Source organism: Polaribacter butkevichii, from assembly GCF_038024105.1.
Lineage (GTDB): Bacteria > Bacteroidota > Bacteroidia > Flavobacteriales > Flavobacteriaceae > Polaribacter > Polaribacter butkevichii.
On the sequence record NZ_CP150661.1, the window covers coordinates 3,962,772 to 3,985,858 of the forward strand.

Annotated in this window: 22 protein-coding genes; 4 read left to right on the forward strand and 18 right to left on the reverse strand. The window is 30.5% G+C overall.

Going from position 1 to position 23,087, the window contains the following annotated elements:
- Window positions 1–172 precede the first annotated feature (172 nt).
- The gene (gene leuB / locus WG951_RS16695; RefSeq protein ID WP_105048070.1) at window positions 173–1,228 is read left to right on the forward strand and encodes a 3-isopropylmalate dehydrogenase; all 1,056 of its coding nucleotides are present in this window, start codon (window positions 173–175) and stop codon (window positions 1,226–1,228) included.
- A 69-nt stretch (window positions 1,229–1,297) separates the two neighbouring features.
- Here leuB and WG951_RS16700 read toward each other — a convergent pair whose 3' ends face one another.
- The 3 genes from WG951_RS16700 to WG951_RS16710 form a co-directional block, all read right to left on the reverse strand.
- Window positions 1,298–3,505 (reverse strand): endonuclease MutS2, encoded by a 2,208-nt coding sequence (locus WG951_RS16700; protein WP_105048071.1) that lies wholly within the window; start codon window positions 3,503–3,505, stop codon window positions 1,298–1,300.
- A gap of 12 nt (window positions 3,506–3,517) precedes the next feature.
- Window positions 3,518–3,658, reverse strand: coding sequence for a LytTR family transcriptional regulator DNA-binding domain-containing protein (locus WG951_RS16705; RefSeq protein ID WP_105049336.1), 141 nt, complete (start codon window positions 3,656–3,658; stop codon window positions 3,518–3,520).
- Between the two features lie 252 nt (window positions 3,659–3,910).
- Window positions 3,911–7,330, reverse strand: coding sequence for a DUF7619 domain-containing protein (locus WG951_RS16710; protein WP_105048072.1), 3,420 nt, complete (start codon window positions 7,328–7,330; stop codon window positions 3,911–3,913).
- A 208-nt stretch (window positions 7,331–7,538) separates the two neighbouring features.
- Here WG951_RS16710 and WG951_RS16715 point away from each other — a divergent pair, with 208 nt between their 5' ends.
- Window positions 7,539–8,201 (forward strand): uracil-DNA glycosylase, encoded by a 663-nt coding sequence (locus tag WG951_RS16715; RefSeq protein ID WP_105048073.1) that lies wholly within the window; start codon window positions 7,539–7,541, stop codon window positions 8,199–8,201.
- Here the strand turns inward: WG951_RS16715 and WG951_RS16720 are convergent.
- The 11 genes from WG951_RS16720 to WG951_RS16770 all read right to left on the reverse strand — a co-directional run bounded on the left by WG951_RS16720 (window position 8,185) and on the right by WG951_RS16770 (window position 16,298).
- The gene (locus WG951_RS16720) at window positions 8,185–9,198 is read right to left on the reverse strand and encodes a glycosyltransferase family protein (RefSeq protein WP_105048074.1); all 1,014 of its coding nucleotides are present in this window, start codon (window positions 9,196–9,198) and stop codon (window positions 8,185–8,187) included. The two genes, WG951_RS16715 and WG951_RS16720, sit on opposite strands and share 17 nt — an antisense overlap.
- Window positions 9,199–9,203: 5 nt before the next feature.
- Window positions 9,204–10,082 carry a UDP-2,3-diacylglucosamine diphosphatase gene (locus WG951_RS16725; protein ID WP_105048075.1) on the reverse strand — a complete coding sequence of 293 codons (879 nt, stop codon included), beginning with the start codon at window positions 10,080–10,082 and terminating at the stop codon, window positions 9,204–9,206.
- 302 nt (window positions 10,083–10,384) lie between these two features.
- Complete coding sequence (locus WG951_RS16730) at window positions 10,385–10,525, reverse strand: hypothetical protein (protein ID WP_170062861.1); 141 nt, start codon at window positions 10,523–10,525, stop codon at window positions 10,385–10,387.
- Window positions 10,526–10,543: 18 nt separating this feature from the next.
- Window positions 10,544–11,404, reverse strand: coding sequence for a substrate-binding domain-containing protein (locus WG951_RS16735; protein ID WP_105048076.1), 861 nt, complete (start codon window positions 11,402–11,404; stop codon window positions 10,544–10,546).
- Window positions 11,405–12,274 (reverse strand): nucleoside phosphorylase, encoded by an 870-nt coding sequence (locus WG951_RS16740; protein WP_105048077.1) that lies wholly within the window; start codon window positions 12,272–12,274, stop codon window positions 11,405–11,407.
- Window positions 12,275–13,219 carry a DUF1835 domain-containing protein gene (locus WG951_RS16745; RefSeq protein WP_105048078.1) on the reverse strand — a complete coding sequence of 315 codons (945 nt, stop codon included), beginning with the start codon at window positions 13,217–13,219 and terminating at the stop codon, window positions 12,275–12,277. It lies immediately after the preceding gene.
- Between the two features lie 52 nt (window positions 13,220–13,271).
- Window positions 13,272–13,595, reverse strand: coding sequence for a translation initiation factor (locus tag WG951_RS16750; protein ID WP_105048079.1), 324 nt, complete (start codon window positions 13,593–13,595; stop codon window positions 13,272–13,274).
- A 226-nt stretch (window positions 13,596–13,821) separates the two neighbouring features.
- Entirely contained in the window at window positions 13,822–14,769 is a 948-nt protein-coding gene (locus tag WG951_RS16755; RefSeq protein ID WP_105048080.1) for an isopenicillin N synthase family dioxygenase, read from the reverse strand.
- 60 nt (window positions 14,770–14,829) lie between these two features.
- Window positions 14,830–15,537 (reverse strand): DUF6048 family protein, encoded by a 708-nt coding sequence (locus tag WG951_RS16760; protein ID WP_105048081.1) that lies wholly within the window; start codon window positions 15,535–15,537, stop codon window positions 14,830–14,832.
- Window positions 15,518–16,006, reverse strand: a complete 489-nt coding sequence (locus WG951_RS16765) for a DUF6452 family protein (protein WP_105048082.1) — start codon at window positions 16,004–16,006, stop codon at window positions 15,518–15,520. Before WG951_RS16765 ends, WG951_RS16760 begins: the two co-directional genes overlap by 20 nt.
- 1 nt (window position 16,007) lies before the next feature.
- A complete protein-coding gene (locus WG951_RS16770; protein ID WP_105048083.1) occupies window positions 16,008–16,298 on the reverse strand; it encodes a 4a-hydroxytetrahydrobiopterin dehydratase in 291 nt (96 codons plus the stop codon).
- Window positions 16,299–16,548: 250 nt separating this feature from the next.
- Here WG951_RS16770 and WG951_RS16775 point away from each other — a divergent pair, with 250 nt between their 5' ends.
- The gene (locus WG951_RS16775; RefSeq protein WP_105048084.1) at window positions 16,549–19,131 is read left to right on the forward strand and encodes a sulfatase-like hydrolase/transferase; all 2,583 of its coding nucleotides are present in this window, start codon (window positions 16,549–16,551) and stop codon (window positions 19,129–19,131) included.
- Window positions 19,128–19,589 carry a DUF6702 family protein gene (locus tag WG951_RS16780; RefSeq protein ID WP_146105251.1) on the forward strand — a complete coding sequence of 154 codons (462 nt, stop codon included), beginning with the start codon at window positions 19,128–19,130 and terminating at the stop codon, window positions 19,587–19,589. Before WG951_RS16775 ends, WG951_RS16780 begins: the two co-directional genes overlap by 4 nt.
- Before the next feature lie 25 nt (window positions 19,590–19,614).
- Here WG951_RS16780 and rlmD read toward each other — a convergent pair whose 3' ends face one another.
- The 4 genes from rlmD to WG951_RS16800 all read right to left on the reverse strand — a co-directional run bounded on the left by rlmD (window position 19,615) and on the right by WG951_RS16800 (window position 22,938).
- A complete protein-coding gene (gene rlmD / locus WG951_RS16785; RefSeq protein ID WP_105048086.1) occupies window positions 19,615–21,066 on the reverse strand; it encodes a 23S rRNA (uracil(1939)-C(5))-methyltransferase RlmD in 1,452 nt (483 codons plus the stop codon).
- Window positions 21,067–21,166: 100 nt separating this feature from the next.
- Complete coding sequence (locus tag WG951_RS16790) at window positions 21,167–21,862, reverse strand: OmpA family protein (RefSeq protein ID WP_105048087.1); 696 nt, start codon at window positions 21,860–21,862, stop codon at window positions 21,167–21,169.
- An 8-nt stretch (window positions 21,863–21,870) separates the two neighbouring features.
- A complete protein-coding gene (locus WG951_RS16795; RefSeq protein ID WP_170062862.1) occupies window positions 21,871–22,353 on the reverse strand; it encodes a lipocalin family protein in 483 nt (160 codons plus the stop codon).
- Between the two features lie 213 nt (window positions 22,354–22,566).
- Window positions 22,567–22,938 (reverse strand): c-type cytochrome, encoded by a 372-nt coding sequence (locus WG951_RS16800; protein ID WP_105048088.1) that lies wholly within the window; start codon window positions 22,936–22,938, stop codon window positions 22,567–22,569.
- Between the last annotated feature and the right edge of the window lie 149 nt (window positions 22,939–23,087).

Consider the following 23,087-nt stretch of genomic DNA (forward strand, 5'->3'; position numbering starts at 1 on the left):
AACATTTTCGAAGAAGAAATAAATTAAAAAGAGTATCTGGTTAATTAGAGAAGAGACTTTATTATAAGTTCTTAACTTAGTTGAATGGATATCAACAATAAAAATAAAATATAAATTATCAGCTGTTTATTGAGCCAATGGCCAATAGCAAACAGCCAAAAGCACAAAAACAATGAAATTAAATATCGCATTATTAGCAGGAGACGGAATAGGACCTGAAGTAATTGACCAAGCAGTAAAAGTATCTGATGCAATTGCTAAGAAATTTAACCACGAAATTACTTGGAAACCTGCTTTAACAGGTGCTGCTGCCATTGATGCAGTTGGAGAACCTTATCCGGATGAAACACATGATATTTGTGTCGCTTCAGATGCTGTTTTATTTGGTGCTATCGGTCATCCAAAATATGATAATAATCCTTCTGCAACGGTTCGTCCAGAACAAGGATTGTTAAAAATGCGTAAAAAATTAGGTTTATTTGCAAATGTTAGACCAACGTTTACGTTCCCTTCTTTATTAGATAAATCTCCTTTAAAAAGAGAAAGAATAGAAGGAACTGATTTGGTTTTTTTACGTGAATTAACGGGAGGTATTTACTTTGGTGAAAAAGGTAGAAGAGATGAAGGAGAAACTGCTTTTGATAATTGTGTGTACACAAGAGCTGAGGTACAAAGATTAGCTGTAAAAGGTTTTGAATTGGCAATGACGCGTTCTAAAAAATTATGTTGTGTAGACAAAGCCAACGTTTTAGAAACTTCTAGATTATGGAGAGAAACTGTACAGGCTATGGAAAAAGATTATCCAGAAGTTGAGGTTACTTACGAATTTGTAGATGCAGTTGCAATGCGTTTAGTACAATGGCCAAATAGTTATGATGTATTAATTACAGAAAACTTATTCGGAGATATTTTAACAGATGAAGCTTCTGTAATTTCTGGTTCTATGGGATTAATGCCTTCGGCTTCTGTAGGAACTGAAAATGCTTTATTTGAGCCAATACACGGTTCTTACCCACAAGCAACAGGTTTAAACATTGCAAACCCAATGGCTACTGTTTTATCTGCAGCAATGATGTTTGAAAACTTTGGTTTACAAGAAGAAGGAAAAGCAATTAGAGCAGCTGTAAATAAAGCTTTAGATGCTGGTTTTGTTACTGAAGATTTAGCCGATGGCGGAAAAGCTTATGGAACGAAAGAAGTAGGAGACTGGTTAGCAAAAAACATCTAGTATTTGCTAGTTTAGATATATTTAAAAAAGGTTCGCAATTTGCGAACCTTTTTTAGTTTTATAGAATTTTTATTTTTTAGCTCTCTTTACTAACTCTAACTTATCTGTGGTTGTTTTGGTTGTAAAAAAACCATAGTTAATAGTTACCTTTTTTTTGTCTATTCTATCGATGGTACCTACAGAGTTAGAGCCTACTACTTTTACACTATCATTTATTTGATATACATATTCTGCTTTTTCTTTGGCTATTTTGGCAGCTTCAATTTTCTTTTCCTTTCTAACTTCTATTACTTTTTGTAAAACCTCTTTTTCTACTTTTTTTATAATTTCTTGCTGTTGTTTTTCTACAACTTTAGCTTTTTGTTTTTGTGCTTTAGTTTTAGGTTGTACAGGATTTTTCATTACCTGCTTTACTTTTAAATCTGCCACCCATTTATTAAAATTAGAATTTAATTCCTTTTTATTATTGGTTTGAAAGTATTTATTAAGCAGCTCATTTGTTTTTCTACCTAAAGAAAGCATCTTTTGATTTTGGTCATATAGTTCTTGAAAACCAGATAATTTATCTTGCATACGTTGTTCTTTTTCTTGCAAGTTATCCAGGTGTTTTTGACCTTTAGAGTGTTGGTTTTCTAAGTTTTCAGAAGTTTTTTGTAACCTGTTTCGTTCTTTTTGTAGCTTAGAAATGGTTCTATCTAAACGTACTTTTTCGGTTTCTACACGTTTTTTTGCTTTGTTGATAATACTAAACGGAATTCCGTTTTTCTGAGCAACTTCAAATGTAAAAGAACTACCTGCTTGCCCAACAAATAATTTATACAAAGGCTCTAAAGTACGCTCATCAAACTGCATATTTGCGTTGGTAACATTCTCTAATTCGTTTGCCAAAACTTTTAAGTTAGAGTAGTGGGTGGTTATAATTCCGAATGCTTTTTTATAATAAAATTCTTCTAAGAAAATCTCTGCCAATGCTCCTCCTAATTCAGGGTCAGAACCAGTACCAAATTCATCAATTAAAAACAAGGTGTTTTTACCACATTTGCGCAAAAAGTTACGCATGTTTTTTAAGCGATAACTATACGTACTTAATTGGTTTTCTATAGATTGGTTGTCACCAATATCTGTTAAAATAGTATCAAAAATATAAGTTTGACTGCGTTCATCAACAGGAATTAAAATTCCACTTTGTAACATAACTTGCAGTAAACCAATGGTTTTTAAAGTGATGCTTTTTCCACCAGCATTTGGACCAGAAATAACAATAATCTGTTGCTTTTCATTTAACTCAATGCTCTGAGAAACCGTATGTAAATCTTGTTGTTTATTTTTTCTCCATAAAATGGGATGAAATGCATTCTTAAAATAAATCTTTTTTTCATTAGATATTTTTGGCAAAACAGCATTCATTTCATTTGCATATTTTGCTTTTGCTCCTACCACATCAATATGTATTAAAAACGAAATATATTCTTCTAATAAATATACATAAGGACGAATAGTTGCAGATAATGTGCGTAAAATTTTTACAATTTCTTGCTTTTCATCATATATTAAATTTTGATATTCTCTGGCATAAGCAAGCGTTGCTTGTGGCGCAATATAAACGATGTTACCAGACTTTGAAGAACCTAATAAACTACCAGCTACTTTTTTTCTATGCATGGCAGAAACAGCCAAAACACGCTGATTGTCTACAACGGTTTCTTTAATATCATCTAAATATCCTGCAGAAATAGCTTTGGATAAAGCACTAGAAAAACTTGCACCAATTTTACCGCGAACATTATTAATATCTTTTCTAATTTGTTTTAAAACTTCTGACGCATTGTTTTTTACTTCTCCAGAAATATCTATTATTTTTTTGATTTCATCATCGATAAAAGTGGTGAATTCAATTTGTTGAGAAAGTTCGAAAAAAGTAGGAAACTGAACGCTAAATTTATTAAAAAACTTAATCAATTCGTTTACAGTAAGAGAAGTTGTGGCTATTTTTAAAAAAGCATCTGTTTCTACAAAGCTATTTTCTATAGCCAAACGTTTTATGTTTTCGGTAATATTATCGAAGCTGTGGTTTGGAACTCTATTTTCACTCTCAAAAGAAGACACGTATTCATTTACCAAATACAATTCTTTAAAAAGTGTTTCTTTATCTGCTATAGGTTCAATTTCAGTAACTTTTTCTTTACCTAAACCAGAAATACAATACGCAGCAACGTGTTGTAAAACGGTAGAAAACTCTAAGTCTTGTAATGTCTTGGATGATATGTTTTTATTCAAAAAAAATCGTTTTTATTTCGAACACAAATCTATAAATTCTTTTCGTTTGGTTTTAGAAACTGGCACTCTTTTTTTATTCTCTAAAATTAGGTATCCTTCGTTCTCAAAATGACGTACTTTTTCTAGGTTTATTATGTGAGATTTATGGCATATGAAATTTCATATATTTATTTTAGATGCTTGTAGTCAGTTTGTTTTGGGTGTGTTTAATATTTATTTTATTTCTTAAATCTTTATTTGTAATTATAAATTGCATTATTTTATATAGATTTATTTGTAAACCTTTTAAAGAGTAGCATGTCTATATTGCTACGAAAAGAAAAAAACTCCATATCGTTTTTTAAGGATATGGAGTTTTAATATTTACAATTCTATTTTTTCTTTTCAGAATATTATAATTGATGATTAATTTACAATCACTTTTTTAGTAGATGATTTGTCTTCACTAACCAATTTAAATAAGTAAATACCTTTGGCTAAGTTTAAATTGGTAATTTCATTTTTACCAATTGCTATTTCTCTATTTTTAATTTCTTTTCCGGTAATAGCATAAATAATTAAGGTAGCTTTTTCTAAAGAATTAATATTTATTTTTCCGTTTGTTGGGTTAGGAGATAACGAAAATTCTAATGAATTATATAGATCTGTACTTAAAGCAGTACATGCTGCCTGATTATTTACAAAGTTTGATGTAGTATCAATGTTAGTCCAGTTTAAAGTTGAGTACGCAGCGTCATCTACCTCAATACAAGTTAAGTTAGGATTATTTATAGTATTAAAAAGAGTAAAATTAGTGTTGTTTCCATTTTTTACGTTTAAAGATGTTAATCCGTTAGACTGTGCATCTAAAGAAGATAATAAACTATGCGTACTTACATCTAAAGTACTTAGTTGATTATTGCTTACGTTTAAAGTTGTTAAGGCTGTAAAAGCATTGATACCTGTTAAATCGGTTATGTTTTTATTAGATACATCTAAATTAGTAATGGTATTTATGTTGTCTGTAAATACTTTTTGATCTGGTGTGCCATCATCTAAACCGGCATTTATTAAAGCCATTTCAAAATTATTATCAGGAATCGTTGTTTCTGTAGACACGGTGGTGTTAAAAGTATTTGTAATTACAGGTGCATTATAATCGAAATAAATATTTGCTGTAGTATCAAAGGCATCTCCAATTACAGCAGTATTTTTTGGTTTTATTTTATAAAAAATCCAACCATGACTAGCAGGTTCGTTACTAGTACTGTCTGCCAATTGTATGTTTTCGAAAATAAACTCTACTTTATTTGTATTAGAAATAGCAGTCCTATAAGAATGACTTGCGGCAATTGGGGTAAAAGTTGCCATGTCTAAATCGATATCAATAATGTCTTTTACCACAATATTAATAGCAGAAGCTGTTCCGGTATTTTGAAAACGAATTCTGTAGGTTAAATCGTTAGTTACTTGTGCAGTACTAATTTTATCACCTTCAAAACAAACTACATCATTTGGGTCATATGCATTTACAATAATGTCAGAAAAAATATGCGAGTTATCTGTCGGTGTTGCATCACCCGTTAAGGGTGTAATAGTAGTTGTGTAGCTAATTGTATCTCCTCCATTTACAGGGTTTGTAGCATCAATAGGTGTGTTAATAGTAAAGTATACATCTATAAAATTTTCTTCAAAAGGTTGTAAGTTGGTATAATTCCAACTTAAAGAATTACTTGTTTGTGTATCTGGCGTTGTACTTGCATTATTAAAAACTTCTTGGTTTTCATTAAAGTTTAAAGTTACCGTTCCGGATGGGATAATTGTAGAACCATTGTTTTTGTGAAAAATTCTTAAGTGCGTATCAAAACCAGGTCTAGACTCAGAAGTTGTAAAAGAATACACTTCTACATCGTCTACTTGTGCATTTGCAGTAATACAAAAATTGATAGTTTCTGTATTTCCAGAACCCGTAAAATTAGTAGTTTGTGTAGTTGGTGTTGCTGTAAAAAAAGAAGGAAAGTTAGGTATTAATTCTGTTGTAACATCCGTATCATTTATATGTATTGTATAAGTACCATCTGCAGCACTAAAAGAAGAAGCACTTACGTTTGTACTAGTTGTGTTAATTCTAGTATTTACAGATTTTGTATCGGCAGCATCGCAGCCATCATTATTAAAATCAAAAGATACTGTACCTGTTATTGTATTAGAGTTTACGGGTACAAAAGAACAATACTCTGTAAAGTTAGTGTGTGCATCGATACCATTACCTAAACTTCCGGCAGCAACCAAAGCATCATCTACACAAATAGCATTTAAATTGGCATTGTTTTTAGTGCTAAAAGTATTGTAAGCTAAAGCGTTTGAGTTTCCGTTTTTAAGATTTAAAGAGGTTAGTAAATTATTATTACAGTAAATTTTATTTAAACTAGAAAAGTTATACAAATCTAATTCTGTAAGTAAGTTTCCAGAACAGATAAAACTTGTTAAAGTGTTGGTGGTAGTAGTGTCTAAACTTGTAATTTGGTTATTAGAACAGTCTAAATTAGTTAAAGTAGTATTAGTTAGTGTATTTAAAGCAGTAAGGTTATTGTTAGCACAAGACAAGGTAGTTAAGCTTGTATTTGTAGAAACATCAAGCATATTTAAGTTGTTATTATTGCAATTTAATGTGGTTAAATTTATAGAGGAGCTTAAATTTAAACTAGGTAAACTATTTAAATTACAAACTAAGGTTTGTAAAGATGCTGTGGTTGGTAAAGTTAAACTAGTTAAAGAATTGCTAGATGCATTTAAAGTAACCAAACCAGAAGTAACCGAAGTTTCTAAAGTTGTTAAGTTATTTTGATAACATAAAAGCTTGTTTAAAGTATTTGTTGTAGGCAAAGTTAAACTAGTTAAAGAATTTCCATAAACACTAACTTCTATTAACCCTGTTGCCATAGAAGCATCTAAGGTTGTAATCTGATTAACCGAAGAATAAATATGTGTTAAAGTACTAGTGGTTGGTAGCGTAAGGCTATTTATAAGATTATGATGACTATTTAAAGTAACTAAAGCAGTGTTATTAGTTGCGTCTATACCATTAATTTGATTGTAAGGACATTTTAAAGTAGTTAATGCAACCGAAGTAGAAATATCTAAGGCTGGTAATTGGTTGCGTTCACAGTTTAAATTTTGTAATAAGGAGGTGTTGGTTAAAATTAAACTGGTTAATGAATTGTTATTTACAATTGCTGATGTTAATGAGGTCTGGTTAGATAAATCTAAACTAGATAGCACATTTTGATTGGCTGTTAATGTTGTTAAAGAGGTTTGATTGGTTAAATCTAAACTAGCTAAGTTATTATTATTTACGTTTAATGTATTTAACGTATTTGTATTTGGCAGGGTTAAATTAGATATACCTATAAAGTTACCAGAAAAATTATTATAGTTAATATTATTAGAGCAATCTAAAAAAGTTAATTGGGTTAAGGCAGAAACGTCTAAACTAGTTAAATCATTAAAACTACAATTTAAAGAAGTTAAATTAATAAAAGCTTCAATACCAGTTAAATCAGAAATACCTTCAATAATAATACCGCCACCACCACCTAGGCAAGCAGGGTCATTTGGGTCTGGACAAAAACCTCCAGGGTCCTCCATACTCTGATGGTAAGAAACATCTAAACTCGTTACAGCGGCTGCTTCTGTTACTTGTATTTCGTTATCATTATTTGTATCTATACTTGGCGAATAAGTTAAAAGTACATTTTTAAATTCATTATCAGGAATGTTTACAATTTGGCAAAAAATTGTACTAGAGATAAAGAAAAGTGCAATGGAAAGTAGTTTTAGTTTCATATTTGGGCTTTTTATTTTTTTCAAAGTTAGCTTTACTTGTCGGATAAAATTAGGGGCAAAACACTGTTTTTAAAAGCGTAATTTTTATCAAGATATATTAATTTTTAAAGCCTTTAATACCTTATAAGTTTAAAGACCAGTTTCATTAAAGGAATGGTTATTTTGATTAAATGAATATCTTTACGCTCTTAATTAAATTGAAATTAAAATGCAGCAAAAAGTCTCTAAGTCTTGGCAACCTATTTTACAACCTGAGTTTGAAAAAGAATATTTTAAAGAATTAACAGCTTTTGTTACTTCAGAATATAAAGAATATCAATGTTTTCCTAAAGAAGATGATATTTTTGCAGCTTTTAATTTTTGTTCTTTTGATGCGTTAAAGGTGGTAATTATTGGGCAAGATCCATATCATGATGAAGGACAAGCAAATGGTTTGTGTTTTTCTGTAAAAGATGATGTAAAACAACCTCCGTCTTTAAAAAATATATTTAAAGAAATTGCAACAGATTTAAACCAAGAGATTCCACAAAGTGGCAATTTAGAAAAATGGGCTAAACAAGGTGTATTGCTATTAAATGCAACTTTAACCGTAAGAGCGCATGAAGCCGGTAGTCATCAGAAAAAAGGGTGGGAAACTTTTACAGATGCAGTTATTAAATCAATTTCTGAAGAAAAAGAAAACGTAGTTTTTTTACTTTGGGGAAAATTTGCAGAAAGTAAAACAAAATTAATAAACACAAAAAAGCATACCGTGTTTACAGCTCCTCATCCATCCCCATTAGGTGCTTGGAGAGGTTGGTTTGGCAGTAAACATTTTTCTAAAACAAATAAGGTTTTAAAAAACTTAAAAATAGCTAAGATAGAATGGTAGGGAAAGCAGGTTGCGTATAGTACGGAGATAATATTGCTTCTAAAATATCTTCGGTAATATCTGGATAATCTACAGCAATAATAGTATCACTCTGAATCCATTTTGCAATTTTTTTAAGTTGTTTTCTGTTTAATTTTTTAACTACTGCAACACCCATTTCTTTTAAAGCAATAGCATTACATTGTTGTTCATATTGATTTTTCATAGGTATTACCATTAATTTTTTCTTAAGATATAAGGCTTCAGAAGGAGTTTCAAACCCTGCACCACAAAGAACTCCTGCAGACGAAGCCATGCTTTCTATAAAATCGAATTCGTTAATGGGATAAATGGTCATATTTTTTTTAAAGATTAAACTTTTAGCTTCTTTAGAGAATATATGCCATTTTATAATGGGTATTTTAGATAAAACTTTTACAATTTTATCAATATTATAAGACGGTAAGTAAACCGTAATATGACCTTTGTTACTTGTTTTTTTAGCTCTAATTTTTTTTCTGATGATAGGAGCAAAAATAGCAGAACTATAGTTTTTAAAATGAAAACCAAATCGAACGCTAGAAGGAGCGTAGTGCTTTAAAATATATTTTTCAAACTTATATTTTCCGTATTTAGGAGATGCCGCATCTAACACAGCGTTTTGATGACTTAAAGAAACAATAGGTATGTTATTTAATTTTGCAGCCCAAGCAGAAACAGGTTCAAAATCGTTTATAATTAAATCGTACTCCTGTATTGGTAAGTTTTTGATTTCTTTATAAAAACGAGATAATTTCATCTTTTTAAAACTAGCCCAAAAGTCTATACCGCCTTTTTTACCAAATGTAAAATTTAAGCCTTTTAGTTTGTATTTTATTTCGAAACCTAATTCTAAATTATTTTCGTTACCACTCACTAAAATGTCTAAATCTCCTTTCTGTTGTAAAATAGGTATAATTTCTTTGGCTCTAGTTAAATGTCCATTTCCGGTTCCTTGAATTGCATATAATATTCGCATACGTATTATTTTAGGGGTTTTTCAATATCAAATTCTTTTAACAACTCTTCAAAAAGAAAGTTGTTTTTTTCTTCTTTGTATTTGGCTTTTAACTCTTCTTTACTCAGCTTTTTATCGCTGTTTTTAGCAATTTCATCAGAAGCGTATTCGTATAAAGTCCATTGTTTATTTTTATATTCTAAGGCTGTTAAATTTTCTATCCAATCTCCAGAATTTAAATAAGTAGTTTTTCCTTTCTGATTTTCAATTTCTCTAATTTCTGGTTGATGAATATGTCCGCAGATTACATAATCATACTCGTTATCAATGGCAATGTCCGAAGCTGTTTTTTCAAAATCATTGATAAATTTTACGGCACTTTTTACACTGTTTTTTATTTTTTTAGAAAGCGATAATTTGCCATATCCCAACAGATGGCTAATCCAATTAATAAAGGTGTTTATTAAAATCAACACATCGTATCCTTTACCACCTAATTTAGCAAGCCATTTAGAGTGTTGCATGGTAATATCAAACACATCTCCATGAAATATCCATGCTTTTTTATCATCAATATTTAAAACAAGTTTGTTTAAAATTTTAAAGTTTCCTAACCTAAAACCCTTAAACTTTCGCAACATTTCATCATGATTTCCTGTAATGTAGTAGATCTCTGTTCCTTTAGATAAAAGAGAGGTAATGTGTTTAATAACATTCATGTGAGATTTCGGAAAATAACGTTTGTTAAATTGCCAAATGTCTATAATATCGCCATTTAGAATTAGAACTTTAGGCTGAATTGTTTTTAAGTAATTTAATAATTCTTTTGCCCTACAACCATAAGTACCTAAATGCACATCAGAAATTATAACATAATCTAATTTACGTTTTTTTTGCTTTTTCATTTTTATAAATTATGTAAGAAAAAGAATTGTTTTTTGTGTAAAAGAGTTTTTTACACAAGGTTTAGAAGAAAGAGATATCTTAATTCTATTAGGTAAACAATGGTCTTAATTCTACGTTCTTTCAAACATAAAAAAGGAATGTGTTGTAAACGTAAAATAAAAATGAAAAAAAAGTAAGGTAAGCTTTATTTAAAAGTTTACTAAAAGTTATCTTACTATTAAGAGAATAAGGTGGTTAGCGGATAAAAAAAATCCGCTGTAAAAGCGGATTCATTGAATTTGGAATTAAGAAACAAGCCGATTTAAATTAAATCTGCCTGCTTTAATGTTGTTTGAATAGTTGTTGTATTGTCTGCTAAACCACAATGTTTAGAAGTGCTTCTACAAGAAGAAAAACAAATGCTTCCTAAAATACAAACTGCAATAAATACTACTTTTTTCATAAATAATGGATTTTCGTGTTAAATGTACATATTTTTTATGAAACTGCTAGAATTTTTCTTCTCATCAATAACGTTAAACTGTACCATTTTATTTTGAGTGCGTGTAATTATGTTTTTGGTAATGGGTTTTCCAGCATTCCATTCTGTAATTTTTAACCATTCTTGTATGTCTTCTAATTGTTGCTCGTATCTTTCGGCTAAAATTTTATCAATATTTTTAGTCTTTTTAAAGTCTTTTGTTTCATTATTAATAATGTCTAAAACTTTTTTAACTTCGTTAAAATTGTTTTCTAAAACTTCGTTTCTAACAGCAATAACAAAACAAGGCCAAGGAGTAGGGCAGTCGGCAATTCTTCTAAAAGTACCGTTGTCTACCAATGGTTTTGTTGTAAAATGTTCCCACATAAAATAATCGGCTTCTCCGTTAGTTAAAGCATCAATTCCGCCTTGTAAATTACCAATAACTTTAAATTTTAACTTAGAAATATCCCAACCTTGGTTGTAGGCATTTACAATGGCCATTAAATGAGATCCAGAGCCAAAGCGACTAATAGCAATGGTTGCGTGTTCTAAATCTTTACTGTTTTTAAAAGTTGATTTTGCACCTACATGAATACCCCAAATTAATGGTGATTGTACAAAAGTTTGTACAATTTTAGAAGGATTTCCAGCAGCAATGTCTTTAATAATACCTTCTGTTAATACAATAGCAATATCTACCTCTCCGTTTCTTAAAGCTTTGCACATTGCGCCTGTACCGCCTGGGTAATCTTGCCAACGAAGATTAATGTTTTGCTTGTTGTATTCTTTATTTTTTAGGGTAGTATACCAAGGGTAATTAAAATGCTCAGGAACTCCACCAATTTTTAGATTGGTCATTTATTTAACTATTTTATCGAGTGTGTATTCTATTAAATTGGCAATCACTTTACCTGGGTTTTTACTAAAAGTACCGTTGGCTCTATTGGCTATAATTGCGTTGATAGAACAAGCTTTATGACCTAATAATTTAGACAAACCATATATGGCAGAAGTTTCCATTTCTAAATTGGTAATTCTATGTTCATTAAAATTAAAACTATCAATTTTATGGTTTAAGTTATGGTCTTGTAAAGCCAAACGTAAAATTCTTCCTTGAGGGCCGTAAAAACCACCTGCAGTAGCCGTTATACCTAGATGTGTTTTTTCTGATTTTAATTTATTGGCTAACTCTTTATTGTTTTCTATTACAATAGGATATGATTTTTTAGCACTCCAATTGGTGTGTTTTACAAAGGCATCTTCTATAGCAGGATTAGAAATTGTTTCAATTTGATAAGAGTGCAGCATACCGTTTAAATCTAAACCATGAGAACCAATAACAAAAGAATCTACAGGAATATCTGCTTGTAAAGAACCCGAAGTTCCTATTCTTACAATGGTTAAAGAGGTTAAATTTTCTTTAGGTTTTCTTGTTTCTAAATCAATATTAACAAGTGCGTCTAATTCATTTAGAACGATATCTATATTATCTGGTCCAATACCTGTTGATATAACAGAAAGACGCTTGTTTTTATAGGTACCTGTGGTGGTTTTAAATTCTCTTTTTTGAGTTGTAAACTCAATAGAATCAAAATGTTTAGAGATTTTATCAACTCTATCTTGGTCGCCAACAAAAATAATAGTGTTGGCAATATGTTCTGGTCTTAAATTAAGATGATAAACACTACCATCGGGATTTAAGATAAGTTCAGATTGTTTTATAGACATTTAAGATGTAATTTGTAATAGTTTTTCTGATTGATTATTGAATAGAAAACTATATTTTTTTGCTCCACCAAGATACAAATTTTCATTACGAAGTTCACCATAAAAATTTAATTGGTTTTCTAGTACTTTTTTTCCTTTTCGTGATAATTTTACGGGGTTAAAAGAGGTAAACAATTTATGGAGTTGTTCTATGTGATGGTCGTATTGTATATCTCCAAACCCGTATGTTGTTTGTGTTTCTATTAATTGATGTACGAGTTGTTTTTTTGAAGAAAATTGATGTGTATTTGCTGTTTCTAGAATGGTGTTTTCTAGTTGGTTTAACCCGTTTTTTATAGAAGGAAATCTTAATAAATGTGCGGCTAAAGCGTCTGCTAAATGCGTAAAAGGAGACATCGGGTTGTATTTATAAACGGTCTCTAATCTTAAAGGACTGTCTGAGCAATACAATTGCCAAATGTAATCGGCATACTCAATATCATCTTGTGTTAAACTGACTCTGTTTTTATAGTGTTGCAGGACTTGATTTTGGGTAAGTTCAGATAAACTTTTTGGTTTCTTTGTTCCTTTTGGTTTATTGTTGGTAACTAGAGAAATGGCATATCCTTTTCTGTAAACTTTTAACCAACTAATTACCGCAATCATGTTAATTTGACAAAATAAATCATGGTCAAACCATAAAACGATTTCTTTGGTTTCTTTTTTCTTACAAAGGTTTCTGTATTCTTTTAACGTGTAGTTAATAAACTTTTGTTTGCTTACTTTGTAAGAAGATTTTAAGAATTCGAACCTGTGTTTCCAAAAGGTTTCACTTCCTATATCTGTTGTTGTTTTGCCTTCGCATAACATTTCTCTCCAAGTAATAAAGTCTCCAGAAAAATGAAGTTGTTTAAGGTAGTTTGTAGTACTATCTCCGTTTGTAATATGTAGTGTTAAGGAGTTCATAATCTAAGTATTAACGTTTGTTTTGTTTTTTTATTGTGGGTGATAAAAAAAATTAACCACCAACACGTTTTACTTTAAATCCTTTTTCTTTTAATAGGGTCATTATTCGGTCTCTGTAGTCGCCCTGAATAATAATTTTATCATCTTTAAAACTACCACCAACAGATAATTTTGTTTTAATTTCTTTGGCAAGTTTTTTAAAATCTGATGTTGCGCCTGTGTAGCCTTCTAAAATAGTGATGGGTTTTCCTTTTCGTTTTTCGTATTTACAAATAATTGGGTCTTCTTGTAGCCAAATATCTGATTTTTCTTTTACTGGTTCTACGGTTTCCTGGTGTTCTGGAAATAAGTTTTTTAATTGATCTTTTAAATCCATTTTTTTAGTATTCAGTTCTCAGTTTTTAGGCTGTTACTTTAATTTACTGTCTTTTTTTTATTCTATTTGTTGGCAAACAAGTTTAGCCCAGATTGAAATGGCATCCTTTTTGTTTTTTCAACAAAAAGATATAATGTAAAGCTGGAAATAGCTTCTAATAAAAACAGTTTACAGTTGCAGTTTTTAGTTAATTAAGTACTGTAAACTGCAACTGAAGACTGCTTACTTATTTTTTAAGACCTAATTCTCTTAAACGTTCGTCTAAAAATTCTCCTGCCGTAATATCATCAAATTGTTTGGGATTCTTTTCATCGATACAATTTTCTAAAACATCTAATTTCATGTCTGATATTGGATGCATAAAAAATGGAATTGAATAACGAGAGGTACCCCACATTTCTTTGGGCGGATTTACGACTCTGTGAATGGTAGATTTTAGTTTGTTATTACTGTGGCGCGATAACATGTCTCCTACATTTATCATAATTTCGTCTGGTTCTGCCATGGCATCAATCCAGTCTCCATTGTGGTTTTGCACTTGCAATCCTTTTCCTTGTGCACCCATTAATAAAGTAATTAAATTAATGTCGCCATGCGCTGCTGCTCTTTCTGCGCCTTTAGGTTCTGTTTGTATTGGCGGATAATGAATTGGGCGTAGAATACTATTTCCGTTTTTAATATAATTATCAAAATACGTTTCTTCTAACCCCAAATGTAATGCTAAAGAACGCAATACGTATTTGGCTGTTTTTTCTAACATTTGATAGGTTTTTTTACCTACTTCGTTAAATTTTGGAAGCTCTTTTACAATTACATTTTCTGGATATTCGTTTGCGTATTTAGAGTCTTTATCTACATATTGACCAAAATGCCAAAATTCTTTTAAATCTCCCTCTTTTTTTCCTTTTGCAGATTCTTTACCAAAAGAAACGTAACCACGTTGCCCTCCAATTCCTGGGATTTCGTATTTTTCTTTTGTTTCTATAGGTAAATCAAAAAAGTTTTTTATTTCTGTATATAAGCTTTCTACTAATTTATCGTCTAAAAAATGACCTTTTAAGGCCACAAAACCTATGTTTTCGTAAGCATGACCAATTTCATCTATAAATTGTTGTTTTTTGCTTTTATCAGATGATAAAAAATCTGCTAAATTTACACTTGGTATTTTATTCATGCTATTTTGTTTTAAAAATTGGGACGATAAAGTTAGTAAAAATTCAATAAAAGGGAATTCTTATTTCTTTTTAAATGGAATTAGGTAGGTAAGTGTGTAGTTAAAACCAAAACCTGTGCTGCTTTCAAAGATTCTATTAAATCCAGGAGAATACAATGTTTTAAAGTTGTCGGGTTCTTTTACACTCATTAAAACTTTGTAAGATCCACTAAAAGAGATAAAGAAATTTTTAAAAGTTTCTACTTTTAAACCTATTACAAATTCAGACCAATGTGCGTTTAAACCAGTAGTTGTAACCGGTGTAGTAATTTGGTTTGCCGGAAAATATACTGAATTTACATTTGGTGTATAGCTATTTAATGTTTGATCGAAAAGGCTAAATCCATAACGATATCCTAAAAATAATTCGTTATTCATGTCTAACCAATTTTTGTAAGCATTGTAGTTAAAACCTAGTTTTATATAGCTTCCTTTAGCAGTAGAGTTTGTGTAATCTTCTGCTGTTGTTTCTTCTTCATAACCTACCTCTGCAGCAATATATAAGTTTTTTTTAATTCTGTAATCTCCAACAATTTCTAACCCACTATAAGTGCTATTAAATTGTGCTAAGATAGGTTTGCTAATATCTATACCCAATCTTAAACCGTAATTGGTTTTGTATACAATTGAGTCTGTTTTGGCGTTTATAAGCGTATCTTTTTTTTGTTCTTGAGAAAACCCACTAACAAAAACAAAAAGAAAACATATGTTAATGAAATATTTGTACATGTGCTGTATTTTGATTGTCTATGGTGGTTAGTGTTTCTGGTGTAAAATCTTTAATCCAATTTGTATTGTCTGAATCGAAAGAAACATCATTAAAGAGAACTTGATACCCACAAGATCTAGAAACGTATTTTTCTTCTGGTGTATATTTAATAGTAAAAGTGGTGTATTGATTGTCTGCCTCTGCTCCATCTTCATTATTTATTTTTAAATGATAAATAGTTTCTGATGCTAATGAATTTAAAGGAATGGCAATACTATCTGTACTTACACTTGTGTAATCTGCTATGGTATCTTTTCCTTCTGCCCAAACAGATAAAAGCCTAGCGTTTTTTAAAGTTTCTTTGCTGGCATCGCTGTAAAAACGGAGCACTAAATTTGGTGTAACGGGATTTTTTAAGCAAAAATCATCTTTTTCGCAAGAGGTAATTATTAGTAAAACGAAACTTAGAATCAGAAATATTTTTCTCATATTAATCTTCAACTTCTACAATTTTATTGATGGCTTTTGCTAACTTAAAATCTAATTTTGTTACACCTTCTGCATCATGCGTAGTTAATTTAATATCTAAGGTATTGTAATTGTTTGTCCATTCTGGATGATGGTTTAAAGCTTCACACTCAAAAGCAATTCTATTCATTGCAGACATACAATCTTTAAAGTTATCAAATTCAAAATCGGTATGCAATGCATCATCATAATAATCCCAATCTTGTAGTTTTTCTAATTTTCTATTAATTTCGAAATCTGTAAGTTTTTTCATATCGGAGTTTTAGGTGCTAAAATAGTTTCATTTTCAGAGATAAAGCCTACTTTTTTAGAAATTATGATTCGATTTAACATTTGTAAGGCAAATTTTACTTTTTGAAATATAAAATATAAAAAAAACTGCATACAATTAAACTTTTGCCATAATAGTAGGTCTAAACATGTAATTGCACTAATTTAACATCAGTGGTATTTTTATGTATTTATACTAATTGACGTTTATCAACAACCAAAAATAAACAAAAATGAGAATTTTAATACCTGTTTTAGTACTACTTTTTTCAACTTCTAGTTATTTTGGGCAACAGCAATCTCCTAACATATTGTTAATTATTGCCGATGATATGGGTATTGATGCTATTCCTGGATTTGGTATAAATGATGATTTACCTGTTACACCAACATTAGATTCTTTTAGAGAAAAAGGACTTGCTTTTACCAATTGTTGGGCAGCTCCACAATGTACACCAACGCGTGCAGCAATAATGAGTGGTAAATTTGGAGTTAAGACCGGAGTTATGAGACCTCCTTTAATTTTAGATACGAGCCATACTTCTTTGTTTACAAAGATAAAAGAACAAAGTACAACAGATTATGCCATGGCTTTAATTGGTAAATGGCATATTGGTGGTAATGATGTTAGTAATTACAGTCACCCAAAAGATTCTGGTGTACCTTATTACGAAGGGCTTTTTACCAGCCAGGTTTCTGACTACTATAATTGGACCAAAGTAAATTCTGAAGGGAATGAAGAGCAAGTAACAGAATATGTAACAACGCATTTAACCAATAGCGCAATTTCTTGGATTGATGATCAAACAAAACCTTGGTTTTTATGGTTAGCTCATGTTGCTCCACATGTGCCTTTTCAAGAGCCTCCAACAGGAACTTACACCACAATACCTACAGATAACAGATCTACTTATTTATCTATGATAGAATCTATGGATTATGAAATAGATAGGCTTATAAAAAGCATGGATGCAGAAACGTTAGAAAATACAGTTATCATTTTTATTGGTGATAACGGTACGCCTGGTCAGGCAAATAGTTATTGGCCATCAGGACATGCAAAGGCTTCTATATATGAAGGAGGAATTCGTGTACCTATGATTATTACTGGTAAATCTGTAGAAAGAGTAAATGAAGTAGAAACAAGTTTGGTGCAAGCTACCGATTTGCATGCTACCATTTTAGAGTTAGCGGGAGTGCAATTATTAGGAGGTACAGAAAATAGTTTAAGTTTAAAACCGACGTTAAAATTTGAAAACCAAGTTTCAAAAAAAATAAATTACACAGATTATGAAAATGGAGGTATCCAATATTGGGCAACAAGAAACGATACATATAAATTAATTGAAGATGCTAACGGTAACGAGGAGTTTTACAATATTGTTACAGATATTAAAGAAGAAACCAATTTAATAGGCAATTTAACTACAGAACAAGAAACTATTAAAAAGATGTTGCAGCAAGAAGCGCAAACCATTAGAAATGATTGGTCTTGTAACGACGGAATTAAAAATGGAACAGAAACTACCATTGATGATTGTAATAATACTTGCGGTACTACAGATGTTTTAAGTTATGATAATATAGATTGTTGCGGCACACCATCTAGCCCAAGTATTTATTACGAATTTGTAGAACAAAACGAAAGAGTTGTTTATTCTAACAATTACCCAAACCATAATTTTTGTTTTGTTGCAGACAGAACGCCAGAACCTTATTATAGAGTTTACAGGTTCGATTTAAAACCTAAACTATCAGGACAAGTTACTAGTATTTCTAGAACAAATGGTAGACCTGTTAACTTTTTTGGGATTGCTTTAAATGGCGTTTATATGATGCCTGCACCAGCTACACCTTTTATTTTTGAAGATGTAAATACAGGAGAATATAATTGGGATTGGGTTTTTGAACCAACAACAAATATTGGCGATGGAAGAGATTTTGTTGGTTTAGATTGTGCTTCTGCTCATGTAAATCCTAATTCGGGTTATCATTATCATGGAAATATGTTTGAGTATGTAGAAGAATTAGACCCAGGAATTTCTACATTAGATTCGCCACCCACAGAAGTTTTGCAAGTAGGTTGGGCTTCAGATGGGTTTCCCATTTTATATCGTTTTGGTCCGGATAAAGAAGGTAATATTAAAGAAATGTTTCCGAGTTATCAATTAAAAAGTGGTTTACGACCAGGAGACGGGCTTAGTGCTCCTTGTGGTCCGTATTCTGGAAAATACACGAATGATTTTGGCTACGTAGCAGGAAAAGGAGATTTAGACGAATGTAACGGAATTGAAGCGTCAGTGACTTTAACAACTGCCCAAGGTGAAGAAACTTTTGAATATTATTACGTGGTAACACAAGATTTTCCTCAGATTTCTAGATGTATGAAAGGAAATTTTAACGATAGTTTTATTAGTAGTTCTTCCGCTTTAAATGACGTGGATGCAGATGGAGATGGTTTTGTAAAAGCCTTTGATTGTGATGATACCAACCCAAATATAAATCCGTTTGCAACGGACGATCCAACTACAAGTTTCGATGAAAGTTGTGGTACTACTTTAGGTACAAAAGAGCTAGCTTTAAAAGATTTAGGATATTATATCAACTCAAACCCTAATAATGGTAATTTTGCAATCATATCTACCAATTCAGAAGCCTATCAAGTTAAATTGTTTTCTATAAACGGACAGCTTGTTCGTGAAAAAACTGGTGAAGGTGTTGTAGAAATAAATAATGTAACAGGTGCTGGAGTTTACTTATTGAGTATTATAAAACAAAGGAAAGTATTGGGAACAACTAAAATTATTGTAAAATGAGAATTTTAATAATAATCTGTTTTGCTTTCTTAAACATTAATATGACAAATGATGTGCACGAATCTATTTCGGCTACATTTAATGTGATAAAAAGAGGACACGTTTTAATGCTGGAAATTGAGTTTGATGAAGAAAACTTTATCAAGTTTGGTGAATCTAGTAGTTTGCATGTCTCTAAAGAGGATTTTGGTAACTATTTAAACAAAACTACAAGTTGGGAGTTTGATGGTAAAAAGTTAATACCACAAATTTTAGACGTACAATCAGGAGAACATCATACAAAAGTTACCTGTTTTTTATCTAAAAATCCAGATAATATAAAGTCAGTTAAAATTAAAAACGAATTTTTATTGAATGTAGCATCGCACTCTAATATTGTTCAATTAGACATTAACAATACGTTTAAAGACTTTAGATTACATAAAGGAAGAAAAAAAATAAGCTTAAATTATAATTAATATAATTTAAGCTTATTTAGTGTTTTTATCTCTCAAATAAAACCACAGTTTCTATATGACTTGTATGGGGAAATTGATCTACCAAACTAATTTTTTTAATTTGATAACCAGCTTCAGCTAACAATTCTGTATCTCTAGCTTGCGTTGCAGGGTTACAAGAAACATACACCATTCTGTCTGCATTTAAATTGATGATTTTCTGCAATGTTTTAGGCGCAATTCCTGCTCTAGCAGGATCTAAAATAATAGTTTTAATTTTATCTTTAAACTCAGGATGAGCAATTAAAAACTTACCAACATCAGCAGCATAAAACTTTAGGCCATCAATATTATTTCTTTTGGCATTTTTCTTTGCATCTTCAATGGCAGAAGCTACAATATCTACACCAACAATTTTTGCGTTTTCACTTTTAGAAGCCACAATCTGACCGATTGTTCCTGTTCCGCAGAATAAATCCATTACAACTGTATTGTCTACTTTCGTTTTATCTTCTAAAACATATTCAACAACTTTGTTATATAATTTTTCGGCACATTTTGGGTTGGTTTGAAAAAAGCTTTTCATGCTAATTTCAAAGTTTAAACCTAATAATTCTTCTACAACTTTATCTTTACCATACACCAAATCTAAACTACCAGCAGTTGCAATAGTTCTATCACCAGTTTCATCATTAATTGTATGTAATAATCCAGCTAATCTTTCGCCAAAAATATTTTTTAAAAATTCTGCAAAAGCTTGTAGGTCGAACTTCGACAACTCAGGAGAAGTGGTTACTAAATTACATAGTAATTCATCCGTTTTAAAAGATTTTCTTACTACAAAATATCTAAAGAAACCTGTCTTTTTTGGTCCATGCCAAGGCTCTAAACCTGTATCTATACAATATTTACGAATGTTTTTTAGATTGTCTTCTAGTTGTTTATCAAACAAACCAGAGTCTTTTTCTAAATTATCTCCCATCCACCAAACACCACGTCTTTTAAAACCAAGTGTAAACTCGTCTTTATCTCTTTTGGCAACTCTATCGTAACCAATTGCAGAGAAACCGTATTCCATTTTATTTCTGTAATGAAATACATTTGGTGAGGTAACAAATTCATCAAAAAGATCTTCAATATTTTCTACTTTTCCTATTTTTTTAAATAAAGTTAAAGTACTTTCTTTTTTATATTGATGTTGTAAATCAATTGGTAATTGAATGTAAGGTGCACCAGGAATGTCTTGAAAAGGTACTTCTACTTCATCTTCAGAGTGTTCTAAAACATCAATTAATTTAGCTTCTGCATAGTTTTTACTCGACTTACTTATTTGCGCTTTTACCAATTGACCAGGTAAGGTATTGGGTACAAAAATAACAAAACTACCGTCTTCAGATTTTATTCTTGCAATTCCTTTTCCGCCAAAAGCGTAATCTTCAATTTTTAATTCTAAAACTTGATTCTTCTTTACAAATTTGTTTCGTTCTCTACGTGGCATTCTTAATTGTTTATGGGTTGCAAAATTAGGGAAAATATAGTTTGATGAAACAAAAAAGGCCACTCATTTGAGTAGCCTTTTTATAAATGTAAGATTCTATTTAGTTTCCAGCTTCTTTTTTAGCTGCTTCAATCATTTGTTCGTTTGCTACAATAGCAAATTCTACACGTCTGTTTTTACTTCTTCCTTCTGCAGTTTCATTCGTTGCAATTGGGTCATTAACACCTAAACCTTTGGTTTCAATTCTTCCGTTATTTAAGCCCTTTGTAGTTAAAAAGTCTTTTACAGAGCTTGCTCTTTTTGCAGATAAAGTTTGGTTATATTCAACTCTCCCCGTGCTATCTGTATAACCATAAATAACAATATTAGTGTTTTCGTAACTATTAAAAATAGGAACTAACTTTTCTAAATTAGCTTTTGCAGTTGCAGACAAGGTTGCTTTATTTGTGTCAAATCTAACCGCATTTTCACCTAAAGTTAACATAATCCCTTCACCAACTCTTTCTACTTCTGCACCTGGTAAAGCTTCTTCTATTTCTCTAGCTTGCTTGTCCATTTTATTACCGATAACTCCACCAGCAACACCACCAATAACACCACCTAATACTGCTCCTAATTCAGAGTTTTTACCGTTACCAACATTGTTACCAATTACAGCACCTAAAATTGCACCTGCAGCAGTACCAATACCAGCACCTTTTTGTGTGTTATTTGCATTTTTAACAGCTTCACAAGATGTAAGTGAACCTAGAGATATAAGTAATACTGCTAAACTATAAATTATTGTTTTTTTCATCGTTTTTCTTATTGATTTGTTTGTTGAAATGTATATGTAATACTTTTTTCTTGTCCTGCAACGTTAATTTTGTCTACTAAGTCGAAACTAGTTGGAGTTAAATTTGTTAATTTTAAAACAAAACCATTATTAACTTCTTTTGCTTTATAATCATTAATAATTTTTAAAACAAAATTTCCTTCTTTATTAACGTACCAAGTTATAGGAGAACTAAAATCTTTACAAGAAGTACTTGGGCTATTTAGTGTCATTTCTCCTTTATTGTTATTCGAGATAAAGCTCCAATTACTACCAATAAAACATTTTGAGTCTGCTAAATTAAAAGACGTTACTTTTAAATAATCAGATCCTGGATAGTTTACTGCTGTAATTGTAAAATTTCCTTTTAAACTACGTTCGGTTTTATTGTCTAATTTAGTATTGACTGTTGATGTAGATTTACACCCAATCATTGCTGTTAATAATAAGACAATACATAAAATTTTTTTCATAAATAATATAAATTAATTTTTGTAAAGTTAAGAATACTTGTTGGCATTTTCTTTTTTAATATGCTATAGTTTATAAGACACATTTACTTGTAAATAGTCACTATTATTTTAAGTAAATATTCATTAATAATACTTATTAAAAAAGCTAAAAAAAAATAAAAGCGTTGCTACTTTTTACAGAGGCAACGCTTTAAAAAATTTAGGGGCTATGTATTATTTAATACTCATAATGTATTCAGAAATGTCTTTTAAATCTTCAGCTTTCATAGGTTTTGTAATACTAAGACTTGCCTGCATAATTGCTGTTTGTCCTGATTCAGTTTCTACAATAGGTTTTGCTTTACCTTGTAAAAACAACACAATGCTTGCTTTTTTTGCTTTGTATTTAGCCGCAATGTCTTTTAAAGAAGGTCCTACAACTTTTACTTTTTCTTGATGGCAAGCACTACATGTTTTGCTAGCAAATAGTTTTTTTCCGTTTTCTAAAGAAGACTTTGTATAAAGTATTGTTTCTTTCTCTGTTTTTAAGGTAAAACTAGATAAAACAAAACAGAGAGTTACAAGGGGTAATACAATTTTTTTCATTGTGACTTTAATTTAAAAAATGATTGTAAAAATAATTAGATGTTTTTTCTTTTATTATGATAAAAGTCAGGTTAAAATATTTCATTACTTTTGTTAAACTTCGGGGATGATTTCTTTCCCACGCTGAATTTTCAGTTTTCACTGAAAGG

What these genes read in the sequence shown, in the direction of transcription:
- leuB (WP_105048070.1), top strand. Translation starts at nt 173, where the DNA reads ATGAAATTAAATATCGCATTATTAGCAGGAGACGGAATAGGACCTGAA.
- WG951_RS16710 (WP_105048072.1), bottom strand. Translation starts at nt 7,330, where the DNA reads ATGAAACTAAAACTACTTTCCATTGCACTTTTCTTTATCTCTAGTACA.
- WG951_RS16715 (WP_105048073.1), top strand. Translation starts at nt 7,539, where the DNA reads ATGCAGCAAAAAGTCTCTAAGTCTTGGCAACCTATTTTACAACCTGAG.
- WG951_RS16720 (WP_105048074.1), bottom strand. Translation starts at nt 9,198, where the DNA reads ATGCGAATATTATATGCAATTCAAGGAACCGGAAATGGACATTTAACT.
- WG951_RS16725 (WP_105048075.1), bottom strand. Translation starts at nt 10,082, where the DNA reads ATGAAAAAGCAAAAAAAACGTAAATTAGATTATGTTATAATTTCTGAT.
- WG951_RS16730 (WP_170062861.1), bottom strand. Translation starts at nt 10,525, where the DNA reads ATGAAAAAAGTAGTATTTATTGCAGTTTGTATTTTAGGAAGCATTTGT.
- WG951_RS16735 (WP_105048076.1), bottom strand. Translation starts at nt 11,404, where the DNA reads ATGACCAATCTAAAAATTGGTGGAGTTCCTGAGCATTTTAATTACCCT.
- WG951_RS16740 (WP_105048077.1), bottom strand. Translation starts at nt 12,274, where the DNA reads ATGTCTATAAAACAATCTGAACTTATCTTAAATCCCGATGGTAGTGTT.
- WG951_RS16745 (WP_105048078.1), bottom strand. Translation starts at nt 13,219, where the DNA reads ATGAACTCCTTAACACTACATATTACAAACGGAGATAGTACTACAAAC.
- WG951_RS16750 (WP_105048079.1), bottom strand. Translation starts at nt 13,595, where the DNA reads ATGGATTTAAAAGATCAATTAAAAAACTTATTTCCAGAACACCAGGAA.
- WG951_RS16755 (WP_105048080.1), bottom strand. Translation starts at nt 14,769, where the DNA reads ATGAATAAAATACCAAGTGTAAATTTAGCAGATTTTTTATCATCTGAT.
- WG951_RS16760 (WP_105048081.1), bottom strand. Translation starts at nt 15,537, where the DNA reads ATGTACAAATATTTCATTAACATATGTTTTCTTTTTGTTTTTGTTAGT.
- WG951_RS16765 (WP_105048082.1), bottom strand. Translation starts at nt 16,006, where the DNA reads ATGAGAAAAATATTTCTGATTCTAAGTTTCGTTTTACTAATAATTACC.
- WG951_RS16770 (WP_105048083.1), bottom strand. Translation starts at nt 16,298, where the DNA reads ATGAAAAAACTTACAGATTTCGAAATTAATAGAAAATTAGAAAAACTA.
- WG951_RS16775 (WP_105048084.1), top strand. Translation starts at nt 16,549, where the DNA reads ATGAGAATTTTAATACCTGTTTTAGTACTACTTTTTTCAACTTCTAGT.
- WG951_RS16780 (WP_146105251.1), top strand. Translation starts at nt 19,128, where the DNA reads ATGAGAATTTTAATAATAATCTGTTTTGCTTTCTTAAACATTAATATG.
- rlmD (WP_105048086.1), bottom strand. Translation starts at nt 21,066, where the DNA reads ATGCCACGTAGAGAACGAAACAAATTTGTAAAGAAGAATCAAGTTTTA.
- WG951_RS16790 (WP_105048087.1), bottom strand. Translation starts at nt 21,862, where the DNA reads ATGAAAAAAACAATAATTTATAGTTTAGCAGTATTACTTATATCTCTA.
- WG951_RS16795 (WP_170062862.1), bottom strand. Translation starts at nt 22,353, where the DNA reads ATGAAAAAAATTTTATGTATTGTCTTATTATTAACAGCAATGATTGGG.
- WG951_RS16800 (WP_105048088.1), bottom strand. Translation starts at nt 22,938, where the DNA reads ATGAAAAAAATTGTATTACCCCTTGTAACTCTCTGTTTTGTTTTATCT.